This window comes from Streptococcus halichoeri (assembly GCF_009870755.1).
Classification (GTDB): Bacteria; Bacillota; Bacilli; order Lactobacillales; family Streptococcaceae; genus Streptococcus; species Streptococcus halichoeri.
The window spans coordinates 1-13,571 of the sequence record NZ_WLZU01000001.1 but is presented as its reverse complement, the minus strand read 5'-3'; the positions used below and the strand labels follow the sequence as shown (position 1 = coordinate 13,571).

Sequence of the window (13,571 nt, the reverse complement as noted above, 5' to 3'; positions counted from 1 at the left end):
AATGTAAGGGATTGTGAGGTAAGGTATGAGATTAGATAAGTTTTTGAAAGTTTCTCGAATTATAAAGCGTCGTCCGGTAGCTAAAGAAGTAGCAGATAAAGGACGTATTAAGGTTAATGGCGTTTTAGCGAAATCCTCGACTGATTTAAAAGTCAATGATGCCATTGAAATTCAGTTTGGAACTAAGCTTTTAAGTGTTCGTGTTTTGGAAATGAAAGACAGTACCAAAAAAGAAGACGCCAGACAAATGTATGAAATAATCAAAGAAACAAGGATTCACTCTGATGAAGAAGTCTAGTATCGTTCAACTAAATAATTCTTATATCAATGAAGAAAATACTAAAAAACGATTTGAAGAAGAGGAACATCATAGACACAACCGTCTGTTAGGCTGGATTTTAATTGTTATGGTGTTTCTATTTATCCTGCCGACCTATAACCTGGTTAAAAGTTATGTAGGACTTGAAAAACAGGCTCAGCAAGTAAAGCACCTGCATCAAGAATATAAGGATTTAGAGAGACATACACAACAAGAAAAGGAATTGGCTAATCGTTTGAAAGACGATGACTATGTCAAAAAATATGCCCGGGCAAAATACTATCTTTCTCGTGAGGGAGAGACGATTTATCCAACCCCAGGTTTATTACCAAAATAAATATGGAAGATATTCTAAAAAAAGTAGAGCTCTTTTTGGCCCACTCAGAAGAGAAGCTCAAAGACTTGCATCAGCAAAATCAATCCTTACGTGAGAAGGACCCAAAAGAAGAAAATGACTAGAAGGGAGTTACCATGAAAAAATTATTAGCTGTTATGTTAATTCCTTTTTTTCTAGCTCCCGTTCCAATCATTAGTACTGATAAGGGTACGAAATACAGTCAAGCCAATTTATTCCAATTACAGCAAACAGCTGCCAACCAGACCCTATACTTTTCTACTATTCCTATTAATCCAACTGCTAAGCAAGATATTACTACTTACCATGATGCTGATTTAACATTATCATCTGAGATAATAGGGTCAAATCAACCTCTTCAAATTGTCAATATGGAGATTAATAGTCAGCAACTTCCCGTTTTTGAGCTATCTAATGGCTCTTATATTGTAGCTGCCAAACAGGATGTCACTGAAGATACTATTGTGTCACAAAGATCAATTTCCCAAGATTTTTGGCTACAGCCGCATTTTACGGTCTATAGTCAACCCTATGTTTATGGAACCAGCTCTGTTAGGACCTCTTTACAAGCTTTTCAAAAAGTACATGCTGACCAAGTAGCTACCACACCCAAAGGCATCTTCTACGACATTGAAGGCAAAGGCTGGATTGCTGAGAGTGACCTTTCTCTTGCTGATAATCGCATGATCAAGGTGCAAGACCTGCTCAATCAAAAATATAACAAAGCCAATTATTCTATTTTTGTGAAGCAGCTAGATACGCAAGCTAGTGTAGGGGTAAATGCTGACAAAACAATGTATTCTGCCAGCATTGCAAAATTAGCAACACTCTATTATGTGCAACATAAGCTTAATAATGGCAGCATTAAGAGTAAGGATACATTGAAATATATTGGAGCTGTTAATCATTTTTATGGTGATTATAGTCCTTTAGGCAGTGGTGATATGCCAAAAAAAGCTGATAATGCTAGCTATTCCATTGATTTTCTCTTACAAGCCGTTGCTAAACATTCAGATAATGTCGCAACTAATTTGTTAGGTTATTATGTGGCTAATCAATATGATAAAGACTTCCATAATCACATACAGTCCTTGTCTGGGAGTTATTGGGACATGGAAAAGCGTGACCTTTCTGCTAAGGAAGCTGCGCTATTAATGGAAGCTATTTATTATCAAAAAGGACGATTGACGACTTATCTAACAAAGACTGATTTTGATCAACAACGCATTCCAAAGAATATCGATGTGCCAGTAGCTCACAAAATTGGTGATGCTTATGATTACCGGCATGATGTCGCCATCGTTTATGCAAAATCACCTTATATTATTTCAATTTTTACTAATGATTCTTCTTATGACAAAATAACTGCTATATCAGACGATATTTATGCCATTTTAAAATAATGAAGCAAGAAATTTACCAGTATATTGTAAAAAATGCATTTTTTAAAAACCACCAAAAGGTTTTAATAGCTGTATCAGGTGGAGCAGATTCGATGGCTCTTCTTCATTTATTGCAGTGCTACCAGACGAAACTTGGTATAAGCATTGGCATTGCGCATGTCAATCACAAGCAACGCGCTGCTTCTGAAGATGAGGAAGCTTATCTACGTTCTTGGGCCCAAAAAAATCAGATTCCGATCTATGTAGGCTACTTTTCTGGTTTGTTTACAGAGCAAAGAGCACGAGACTTTCGGTATCATTTTTTTGCCTCCATCATGGAAAAAGAACAGTACACAGCTTTGGTAACAGCCCATCATATGGATGATCAAGCTGAAACAGTTTTAATGCGACTAATTCGAGGAAGCCGGCTTCGGCATCTAGCAGGAATCAGACCTGTTCAAGCTTTTGCGTCTGGCGAACTGATCCGTCCTTTTTTGACATTTAGAAAAAAGGAGCTGCCAAGCTATTATCATTTTGAGGATGAGAGTAACTCTGACCACAGTTATTTCCGTAATCGGATCCGACAGTCGTTACTGCCTGAATTAACAAAGGAAAACCCCCAACTTGTTAAAGCCTTATCAGAGGTCGCAAGTGAGATAAGTCTCTTAAATGAAGCCTTTCACTATTTAACAGCAGATATACCAATTACAAATATGGCAAGTTTTCTTCAACAACCAGCGGCTATTCAGTATTTTCTTTTGCAAGATTATATTGCAAAAATTGGCCATTTGAATTTAGCTAAGTCTCAGTTTGACACGGTTTTAACCTTGCTTCAACATCACAAGTGTGGTACTTATTCGCTTAAAGGAGGTTATGCATTAAGCATTGATGAACATACATTTACAATTGCTAAAATCATTCCCAAGACTGATAAAGACTTGACTCCAATTGTGTTAAACTGTGACAGTGCTATAGACTATTTAGGGTATCAGTTTTTCTATTCCCTTTTTGAACCTTGCTTAGCATATGATACTATGATTCCATTATATAGTCTTTCTTCAGTGACTATACGAAGAAGGCAAGCGGGGGATAGTATTAATTTTGGGACCTTTACTAAAAAATTGCGGCGCCTATTTATTGATAACAAAATTCCACAGAAGGCGCGTGAAAGAGCAATTATTGGTGAGCAAAATGGTCAAGTCATATTTATATTAGTGAATGGTGAAACATATTTGAGAAAAGCAGCTAATCATGATATAATGTTGGGCAAGTTGTATATTGCAAAAATAGAGAAAAGGTGACATCATGCTTGAGCAAGATATTAAAAAAGTCCTCTATTCTGAAGAAGATATCATCGTTAAAACGAGAGAATTAGGACAACAACTCACTAAAGATTATCAGGAAAAAAATCCTTTAATGGTGGGAGTCTTAAAAGGCTCTGTTCCTTTTATGGCCGAATTAATGAAGCACATTGACGTCCATGTTGAAATTGACTTTATGGTGGTTTCTAGCTACCATGGTGGGACTTCCAGCAGTGGTGAAGTGAAAATTTTAAAAGACGTAGATACTAATATTGAAGGACGAGATATTATCTTTGTTGAGGATATTATTGATACTGGTCGTACTTTAAAATATCTGCGAGACATGTTTAAATACCGTAAAGCAAATTCTGTAAAAATTGCCACATTATTTGATAAACCAGAGGGGCGTGTCGTTGATATTGAAGCGGACTATGTTTGCTATGATGTGCCAAATGAATTTATTGTAGGATATGGTTTAGATTATGCAGAAAAGTATCGTAATCTTCCATACGTTGGTGTCTTAAAGGAAGAAGTCTATACTAACTAGAAAAAAGGTCAATTAATACTTTATGAAAAATAATAAAAATAACGGCTTTGTAAAAAACTCGTTCATTTATATTCTATTGATTGTGGTCATTATCACTGGTTTTCAATATTACGTAAAAGGGACGAGTACACAAAGCCAGCAAATTAACTATAGTAAACTTGTTAAACACATTAAGGCTGGTGATGTTAAAAATATTACTTACCAACCAAGTGGAAGCATCATTGAAGTACGCGGTAAATATACCACCCCTCAAAAAGTTTCGGTAAATGAAGGTTTGTCATTTCTTGGTGGATCAGCAACCACTACAGTTAATGAATTTACCTCATTAGTGTTGGCAAATGATTCGACGCTAAAAGAAATAACAGATGTTGCTAATAAAAATGGGACACAAATAACTGTTAAGCAAGAAAGCTCAAGTGGTGCCTGGATTTCCTTCTTAGTTAGTTTCCTTCCCATTGTCATCTTTGCCATTTTTATGGTTATGATGATGAACCAAGGCGGCGGTGGTGCCAGAGGTGCGATGAGTTTTGGTAAAAACAAAGCCAAATCTCAATCAAAATCAGATGTAAAAGTTCGTTTCACCGATGTTGCTGGTGCTGAAGAAGAAAAACAAGAACTGGTAGAAGTTGTTGACTTCTTAAAAAATCCTAAAAAATATACCACTTTGGGTGCACGCATCCCATCTGGCGTTTTACTAGAGGGCCCTCCAGGAACAGGTAAAACCCTACTTGCGAAAGCTGTTGCGGGTGAAGCTGGCGTTCCTTTCTTTAGTATTTCTGGATCAGACTTCGTGGAAATGTTTGTCGGAGTCGGTGCTAGCCGTGTTCGTTCGCTTTTTGAGGATGCTAAAAAAGCCGAACGTGCTATTATTTTTATTGATGAGATTGATGCTGTGGGACGTCGCCGTGGCGCCGGAATGGGCGGCGGTAATGACGAACGGGAGCAAACCCTCAATCAGCTTCTCATTGAAATGGATGGTTTTGAAGGAAATGAAAGCATTATCGTTATTGCGGCAACAAACCGTAGTGACGTTTTAGACCCAGCGCTTCTACGTCCAGGACGTTTTGACCGAAAAGTCTTAGTAGGTCAACCTGATGTTAAAGGACGTGAAGCAATCTTGCGCGTTCATGCTAAAAATAAACCAATGGCAGAAGATGTGGATTTGAAAGTTGTTGCCCAACAAACTCCTGGTTTTGTGGGGGCTGATCTTGAAAATGTACTGAATGAGGCCGCTCTTGTTGCTGCCCGTCGTAACAAAACAAAAATTGACGCTAGTGACATTGATGAAGCAGAAGATCGAGTTATAGCTGGTCCTTCTAAGAAAGATCGAACTATTTCTCAAAAAGAACGTGAAATGGTTGCCTACCACGAAGCTGGACATACCATTGTTGGTTTAGTCCTTTCCAATGCGCGTGTTGTTCATAAAGTAACCATTGTTCCTCGTGGTCGAGCTGGTGGTTATATGATTGCTCTTCCTAAGGAAGATCAAAACTTACTTTCTAAGAGTGATTTAAAAGAACAGCTAGCTGGCCTTATGGGTGGACGTGTCGCTGAGGAAATTATTTTTAATGCTCAAACCACTGGCGCATCAAATGACTTTGAGCAAGCAACGCAAATGGCTCGGGCAATGGTTACAGAATATGGTATGAGTGATAAACTCGGCCCTGTTCAATATGAAGGTAATCATGCCATGATGCCAGGACAAATGTCAGCTGAAAAATCCTACTCAGCTCAAACTGCCCAGCTCATTGATGATGAAGTCAGAGAACTCCTTAACCAAGCTCGTAATCAAGCAGCTGATATTATCAACGAAAATCGTGAAACACATAAATTAATTGCAGAAGCGCTTCTTAAATATGAAACACTTGATGCAGCGCAAATTAGATCTATTTATGAAACGGGTAAAATGCCAGAGGAGAACAATTTAGAAAATGATGATGTTCATGCATTATCATATGATGAAGTAAAAGATAAAATGACCGAATCAAAATCTGCTGAATAATAATGATTATATAAAAAGTTAAGTTTGAGGTAGCTCAGCTTAACTTTTTTAGTTAGTGACTAACTGCAATCAATTAGGGAGATGAAATTTACAATCATTAGTAACTATGATAAACTTAGTAAATAACTCTTTACTATTATTAGAAAGTGATACTATGACTATTTTTCGTAAAAAAAAGAAAGAGCTCACTAAAACAGAAATGCATCGACACCTTAAGGTTACTGATTTAGTCTTCTTAGGACTAGGTTCAATGGTTGGGACAGGTATTTTTACCATTACAGGTATCGGTGCTGCCAATTATGCTGGACCTGCCTTAACGATTTCGATTATCATTTCAGCTATTGCGATTGGTATTTTAGCCTTATTTTATGCAGAGTTTGCGTCTCGAATTCCTTCTAATGGCGGAGCTTATAGCTATGTTTATGCAACATTAGGTGAATTCCCAGCCTGGATTGTCGGTTGGTATATTATGATGGAATTCTTAACAGCAGTATCTAGCGTTGCGGTCGGATGGGGCAGTTATTTAAAAGGTTTACTAGCTAATTATGGAATAGTTTTACCAAATGCTTTAAATGGGACTTTTGATCCTAAAAATGGAACTTACATTGATCTTTTACCTGTTCTAGTCATGATTTTTGTTACTGGTATTGTACTGATGAATTCCAAAGCTGCTTTGAGGTTTAATAGTTTTTTGGTGCTTTTAAAATTCTCAGCATTGGCTTTATTTATCCTAGTGGGACTTTTTTTTATTAATGGTCATAATTGGTCGCCGTTTGCTCCTTATGGATTAGGACAGCTTTATGGGGGAAAATCTGGTATATTTGCAGGAGCTTCTGTCATGTTCTTTGCATTTTTAGGATTTGAATCCATCTCCATGACAGTTGACGAAGTGAGAGAACCCCAAAAAACAATTCCCAAAGGAATTGTTTTATCATTAACGATTGTTACTATACTATATGTCGTCGTTACCATGATTCTAACTGGTATTGTTCACTATACCAAGTTAAATGTACCTGATGCAGTTGCTTTTGCTCTGCGAAGTATTGGTCTTAATTGGGCAGCAAACTATGTTTCCGTCGTTGCTATTTTAACACTTATTACAGTCTGTATTTCTATGACCTATGCTCTAGCTAGAACTGTTTATAGTATTAGTAGAGATGGTTTACTACCCAAATCACTTTCTGCCCTCACTAACAAGAGCAAAATCCCTAAAAATGCGACTATCCTAGTTGGAGGACTTGCTATGATTTGTGCTGGTCTATTTCCATTAGCAAGCTTAGCAGAGTTTGTTAATATTTGTACTCTAGCGTATTTGATTATCATGTCCTTTGCCATTATCAGACTCAGGAAAACAGAAGGAAAACCAAAAGCTGGTGAATTTAAAACGCCTTTAGTTCCTTTTTTACCAGTTTTAGCGATTGTCATTTGTGCTTCTTTTATGAGTCAATATACAGTCTTTACTTGGCTTACTTTTACTGTTACGACTGTTTTAGGCACTCTGGTCTATATTTACTATGGTTATAAGCACTCAAAAGAACATAAATAGGATTATAGTTAATCGTTTCAGTTGTCTATTTCTTATTCTTATTGACATCTCATAAATATGGAGAATAACAGCTCCATTTATGAGGTGTTTTTATATTATTATCTAAGCATTAGTCAAAGAACTCGCTAAACGCCCCGTAACAGAGTATAGTGAAAACGTTCCAGAGTCAGCTTGACTTTGGAACGTTTTTTTTTACAAAACTGCTCTTATGTGACTAACTATTTCAAAAGAGATAAGGAGAGCATTTTTTGATAGGGTAGCTTAATAAAGCCCTTCATTATGAGGAGAGCGCTAGCGTGTGTTAATGCTAATGTCACCACAAAGATAACTTTTCCTTGATTAGGCACAGCTAAAGGCGTTGCTTTTAAACAGTAAGAGACTATGCCGATAAAAAGAGGATGAAGGAAAAAGTAATAGACACTTAATTGCTTAAGATGACTTAAGCAATGGTCCTTAAACAGTGACGTACGTATACTCCAGTTAAATAAGAACACTGCACATAAAGGCCCTAGTAGGAAGAAATTTTTATCCAATCCTTGATTAAAATAAATAAGCACATTCTCTACAGCTAAGAGTAAGAGAAATACAGTATACTTAAGACCACGAGATGTGGTAAAGAGCTCAGTATTAAAATAATCATAAAGTAAATAGCCTGCTAGGAGATAAATTGGAGTATAAAATAATCCGTTTCGCGTTGTCTGGAAAACTGACATGTAGGCGGAAATCAGTGGATAAAACTTTGTCGGCTGGACAAAAGCAGAGTAGGTTTCTAATGCTCCAATACAATAAAGTGCAACAACAGTGATAACTGTTCCTCTAGTTCCTAGATACTTCAATAATCCTTGAATAATCACCCAACCTAAAATGACCGCAGGAATGTACCACAGAGTATGTGACATCCCTAAATACAAAAAGGCCACAATAAAACCAGGCAATAAATAGACCTTTGCTATATTTAGAGATTCAAAAAAGAAATAGCCATAAGGCAAATAGATTAGGGTCCATATGCTATACTTTTTAATCCGTTTACGACAATAGGCTTGATGACACAAACCTTGATGTATACGACCTCTCAAAAAGAAAGCAGAACAGATCAAAAAATAAGGGACAGCCATCCGACCTAGAAAACTTTTAAAGGTAAAATGAATGGCATCTTGACTAAATAATCTTCCACTATGAACTAAAATGACCAGTATGGAAAAAGGATATTGTAGCAAGCTAATCATTGAGGTGTTATATTGATTATTATCTGCGCACGGCTTTCTCGTCATCTGTAACATTACTTTCTGTAAATGATCATTCCCATTTTACCAATCTCCCTAGAAAAATATCTCAGTTGCCTTAAATGGTATGTGACAATTATTTTCAATGCTCTATTAGCATTATTAGGATTAAAAAAAGCTGCTTTCTCAAAAGGAAATCAGCTTAGAAAACAAAAGCTCATTGTCAACTGTAGTGAGTGCCAATGAGCCTTTAGTGTTCAGATAATTATTAGATTCTTTATAAACTTCTTCGTCGCATTAAACGATAGGTATAACTGATTAATAGCCCTGCAATTAACAGACGAATACTGATTAGACAGATTTCATTAGCAAAAAAATGATCAAAGAAAAAGCCATTGCTGCCATTACGTGATAATTTTAAAAGTAAACCTGGAGTATCTGTCGTTGATACCGAGAAAATAGTTAATAACTTGTTAATCACACCTTGATTAAAAATAACCATTAAAAAGCCAGGCGCAAAAAAGGCAAGCGTTGAAACAGCAAAAGACGTTAATGGCGAATTTGTGATACTTGAGATGAAGAAATTAAGACTGGCTATAAAAAGGAGCCCAACAAATTGTAAGACAATAATATGAATAAAAGCAGTTGATATTGTCATCGGTACAGGAAATCCCATAATATTAGCAAAGGGGGATGTCCAATATAAATTGAGTTGAACACTTGTCTCCCAGCCACTAAAACTAAAATAATCTGCAAATACCATCAGGATGATGGCATAAGCTAAGATAAATGTGGAAATCCCGATAGTCATTGTGCTCGCTAACTTAGCCCAGGTCAGTTGACCACGTCCATACTGAGTCGTCAGTAATATAGGATTAATCTTCTTAGCCCTATCTCCTGAAAAAAGCGGAGCTGATAAAAATAGAGTAAATAAGACAATCACAATATAAGCACTGTTACTCACTTCGAAAAGTTGATTCCAGGGAGCAAAATTACCAAGCTTTAATTGTTTTAGTGGCAGCGCAGAACCTAGCTGTTTTTGCTTCTTAATATTTATTTTATTAAAATCAATGGTTTTATCATCTTTCAATTGATTATAGTAAATCAAGAAATCACGATCAAAAGTATCTATAACATAATAACTAAAAACATCAAATATAGGGGGGCGTCCTGCCGGCGGATTAACATAATTTTTAATAATATTTGTCACCCGTTCTTCAGATAAATCCCCTGAATATTTTTCAGCTATTCTACGATTAATGGCAACCGCTTCTGGACCATGTACCTTATCTGCAGAATAGCCGCTAATTTGCCCGACAAAAAAATGCTGATAAAATAGACCAAAGATAGCAAGAAGGAGAATAGTAAAAGTCCCCAATACTACCTTACGTTGTAGCAGTTTTTTTAATTCAAAAGGAAAAATTGATAGCATCTGACTTACTCCCCTCTAAAATGATAAATGTAGAAATCTTCTAGAGTTGGCATGACCAACTGTGCTGAATCACTAGGACAAATATCACTCACTACGCGAAATACCCGATTATCTGAAGTGACTTTTTCATTAACGATGGCAATATTTGGTGTCTGAGATAAGTCTGATTCCCTCGTTATTTCCCACACTTTTCCCTCAATGGTTTTCAATAACTGTGCGGTATTGCCATGTTCGATAAATTTGCCATTTTTTAATACGATGATTTCTTTGGCGACTGCTTCTACATCTGAAATAATATGCGTTGATAAAATGATAATTTTATTGGTGGCTAACTGACTCAAAATATGGCGAAATTTAACCCGTTCCTTAGGATCAAGCCCGACAGTTGGTTCATCCAGAATGAGTATTTCAGGGTCATTGATTAGGGCTTGAGCAATGCCTAGACGCTGCTTCATACCACCAGAATATGACGAAATCTTCTTTTTACCAACATCATCTAGTCCAACAAGTTCTAGTAACCTAGGCATTTCTTGTTTAGCTTTCTTTTTATCAATACCTTTTAAGGTAGCAATATAATTTAAAAAAGCAATGCCAGTAAATTGACCATAATAGCGAAAATGTTGCGGTAAAAACCCAATATGGCGGTAGAATTCTTCGGACTGCTCCTGGTCATTCCAATAAATATGACCACTATCTGCAAATGTAAAATGACTCATCAAATTCAATAAGGTGGTTTTTCCAGTACCATTTGCTCCTAAAAGCCCATACAAACCAGGGGTAAACTGATAGGAAATCTGGTTAAGTACTATTTTTTTACCGTAGCTTTTAGTGATATTATCTAGCTTTAATAGCATAGTATTGTCTCTCCTTATACAAATTTAAGCGACAGAAGAAGACTCCCCATCGCTTAATTTTTAAAAAAATAATTATACATTGTAGACACGACAAACGCTTCCAGGGTAAAGGGCCATATGATTTTTGCATTAGTCAAAGCAGTGCCATAACTAAGATGCCATGCACTTGTATCAGTGTGCTTACCATTCTTACTGCCTATCCATCTATAACCTACACCACCTTCAACATGTGTCAATGCTTCATTATCCACAAATTCTAATGGTTCAATTGATTTTATATTCATTTTGAATATCTCCTGGGTAGAATGTTCGTCTGTTGCAACTTGATACATCAAATATAGCATTAAATAAGCCTATAAAAGATTTATTTCCTGAAATGTCATCGAATCGCCTTAAATGGGAAAACTATATCTTTTATGCTCTCGTAAGAATTGTTGACAGCGTTTCTAGAGCTATTTAAGCTTATGTCAATAAGTATCTATTTTTTATGGCAAACTCTTAAAAAGAAAGTTTAATTATTGGAGAGTCCGATCCTAATGTCAGAAATAATCCACTTGACTAAAAATCATTTGGAGTCTAAATGACTAGAGTGGCAATTCTCATGACTGCAAAATCTAATGAAACTGGAAAATTAACCTATTAGTTCGGTATTTGAGACAAAGCTAGAATGAGATCCCAGTATCTTACTTTTTGAGAGACATGCGATAACCAAACAATACTACTATTTAGAAAAGAAATCCAAGATGAATCAAAATAAAACTTTGACATTTAAAACTAAATTTACCCAACTAACGCCCGACCAATTAAATAAAATTTCTGGAGGTGGTTGGATTGATAATATCAAGAAAATAATCAATTTAGATAAATTGAAATGTTTAAAACTATAATATGATTTCAAAAGTTTGGCGGAACTTGCAAACTTGCTTACTTGTTGCGATAGAAATATTCGGATAACGATTAATAATTTCTATGGCATTATAAAGGCCAATTCCTCTATTCTGACCTTTGCTACTTATCTCATAATTGAATAAAGTTGATGTATCAACTGCCTTTTCTTTACTTGAATTTTTTATTATAAAAATTTGTTTATGATTTAACGTAAAATAAGACATAAATGTATAAAATAGAGCTCATCATAGAACTCATATTCCTCTACCTCTTTGACTTTTCTCTATTACTACCATGATGTCTTTTATTTTATTACGAGAAATCAGACAATTTGCACCATTTTTAAAATAGATTAGTTTAGTTGATTTATCCACTTTAAAAACATTTAAGGGATTTACTAAAAAAGAGCGATGGCATTGGAAAAGTCTGGGTTCTTGTTTTAAAACATTTTCCAAAGTAGCTGTAAATTCCATTCGATCTTTTTCAGTATAAAGGACTACTCTATGTGATCTTAATGACGTTTCTATATAAAGGATATCGTTAAAAGGCACTTGTACTTGATTATAGCGTGATTTAAAATAAAAAGAATCTTCCAGTAACGTTTTACTGCAAGCGCTACTGGCATATAATAAAACGTTTTCAACTCTTTGACTAAATTTCTCCTTGGATAGCTCTTTATCAATATAATCTAAAGCTGATACTTGATAACGAAACGTTAAAGGCATCAATTCTGAATGATTTGTGACAAAAACAATCTGAGCATAGGGGTCAATTTGTCTAATCTGCCTTGCGACCTCTAAACCTTTTCGCTCTTCATTTTTTATTTCAATATCTAAGAAAAATAAATTATGCATACCTTTTTCACAGATTGATTCTAGTAATTGAGCTGGTTTTTCAAAGGTATTGATCGTTTTGCTATGTATATTTCTCTTACATTTAACTTCCTCAATTATTTTCTCTAAATATGCCTGTTGAATAAAATTATCCTCTAAAATAAAAATATTCACTTTCATCTCCTTGTATCCATTAACCTAATAGATAAACCAAATTATAATTTTTATTAAAATAATTTATAATAGTTGTTATTGTTTTATCATAATTACCTATGCATTCCAATCTCAGTAAGGAGTTAGATCATGTAAAATATTTTTTCCAAGAAGGTTCCCTAACCCCTGTTTTAGATACAAATTTAGGTTGCTTTTTAATCTATATGAAGTAAGCTAATCTAAAAATTTAAGCGTAAGCAACCCCATGACGGAGTATATTGAAAACGTGGACTTCTCTCCCTATCCGGGATTGACAATATAGGTTTGAATATAGGCTGAGAGGGTGACCAGCAACAGTATCATCCTTTTAGGTTTTTTATTATATTTTATTTTGAAATTAACTGGCACAACAGGCAGTTGTTAAGTAATTCCAATGTAAATGTAAAATATATGCAAGAAAAGTAAAAAAAGTATTGACAGATAGGGGTTAAATAACATATACTAAGAAAGTTGTCAGCTGATTAGCGCAAGTGTCAATAAAAAGTAAAAAAGTTATTGACAAAGCCTTAAGAAGCTGATAGAATAAAGAAGTTGCCTCGTAAGAGGGGAAAGACCTTTGAGAACTGAATAAGACGAACCAAAAAGTGAAGAGGGGTTTATAAGCAGTATAGACTCCGTCAAAGCAAAAATAAATCTGTCAGCGGACAGAAAAGAACGAGTAAGTTCAAACTAAATG

Annotated in this window: 13 protein-coding genes and 1 pseudogene; 8 read left to right on the top strand and 6 right to left on the bottom strand. The window is 35.4% G+C overall.

Annotated features, from left to right (window positions below; genetic code table 11):
• Positions 1-25: 25 nt before the first annotated feature.
• From GWD08_RS00060 to GWD08_RS00030, 8 genes are all read left to right on the top strand, one after another.
• The gene (locus tag GWD08_RS00060; RefSeq protein WP_159545511.1) at positions 26-298 is read left to right on the top strand and encodes an RNA-binding S4 domain-containing protein; all 273 of its coding nucleotides are present in this window, start codon (positions 26-28) and stop codon (positions 296-298) included.
• Positions 285-656, top strand: a complete 372-nt coding sequence (locus GWD08_RS00055) for an FtsB family cell division protein (protein ID WP_159545513.1) — start codon at positions 285-287, stop codon at positions 654-656. Before GWD08_RS00060 ends, GWD08_RS00055 begins: the two co-directional genes overlap by 14 nt.
• A 2-nt stretch (positions 657-658) precedes the next feature.
• Entirely contained in the window at positions 659-778 is a 120-nt protein-coding gene (locus tag GWD08_RS08690; protein WP_159581138.1) for an SP_0009 family protein, read from the top strand.
• 12 nt (positions 779-790) lie between these two features.
• Entirely contained in the window at positions 791-2,077 is a 1,287-nt protein-coding gene (locus tag GWD08_RS00050; RefSeq protein ID WP_159563849.1) for a serine hydrolase, read from the top strand.
• Entirely contained in the window at positions 2,074-3,357 is a 1,284-nt protein-coding gene (gene tilS / locus GWD08_RS00045) for a tRNA lysidine(34) synthetase TilS (protein WP_244295450.1), read from the top strand. The genes GWD08_RS00050 and tilS overlap by 4 nt, the downstream gene beginning before the upstream one ends.
• Before the next feature lie 4 nt (positions 3,358-3,361).
• Positions 3,362-3,904, top strand: a complete 543-nt coding sequence (gene hpt / locus GWD08_RS00040) for a hypoxanthine phosphoribosyltransferase (protein WP_159545519.1) — start codon at positions 3,362-3,364, stop codon at positions 3,902-3,904.
• Between the two features lie 22 nt (positions 3,905-3,926).
• Positions 3,927-5,906, top strand: coding sequence for an ATP-dependent zinc metalloprotease FtsH (gene ftsH, locus GWD08_RS00035; RefSeq protein ID WP_159561425.1), 1,980 nt, complete (start codon positions 3,927-3,929; stop codon positions 5,904-5,906).
• 154 nt (positions 5,907-6,060) lie between these two features.
• Positions 6,061-7,452, top strand: coding sequence for an APC family permease (locus GWD08_RS00030; protein ID WP_159563847.1), 1,392 nt, complete (start codon positions 6,061-6,063; stop codon positions 7,450-7,452).
• Positions 7,453-7,670: 218 nt separating this feature from the next.
• On the opposite strand, the gene GWD08_RS00025 is transcribed toward GWD08_RS00030, so the two are convergent.
• The 6 genes and pseudogenes from GWD08_RS00025 to GWD08_RS00005 all read right to left on the bottom strand — a co-directional run bounded on the left by GWD08_RS00025 (position 7,671) and on the right by GWD08_RS00005 (position 12,856).
• Complete coding sequence (locus GWD08_RS00025; protein ID WP_167547755.1) at positions 7,671-8,723, bottom strand: acyltransferase; 1,053 nt, start codon at positions 8,721-8,723, stop codon at positions 7,671-7,673.
• Between the two features lie 229 nt (positions 8,724-8,952).
• Entirely contained in the window at positions 8,953-10,107 is a 1,155-nt protein-coding gene (locus tag GWD08_RS00020; protein WP_159563845.1) for an ABC transporter permease subunit, read from the bottom strand.
• Between the two features lie 5 nt (positions 10,108-10,112).
• A complete protein-coding gene (locus GWD08_RS00015; RefSeq protein WP_159563844.1) occupies positions 10,113-10,961 on the bottom strand; it encodes an ABC transporter ATP-binding protein in 849 nt (282 codons plus the stop codon).
• Between the two features lie 72 nt (positions 10,962-11,033).
• Positions 11,034-11,245, bottom strand: a pseudogene (locus GWD08_RS00010) (ComC/BlpC family peptide pheromone/bacteriocin).
• A gap of 597 nt (positions 11,246-11,842) precedes the next feature.
• Complete coding sequence (locus tag GWD08_RS08685) at positions 11,843-12,073, bottom strand: GHKL domain-containing protein (protein WP_221913287.1); 231 nt, start codon at positions 12,071-12,073, stop codon at positions 11,843-11,845.
• A gap of 30 nt (positions 12,074-12,103) precedes the next feature.
• Positions 12,104-12,856: a response regulator transcription factor gene (locus GWD08_RS00005; RefSeq protein ID WP_159563843.1), complete on the bottom strand. Its 753-nt coding sequence runs from the start codon at positions 12,854-12,856 to the stop codon at positions 12,104-12,106.
• Between the last annotated feature and the right edge of the window lie 715 nt (positions 12,857-13,571).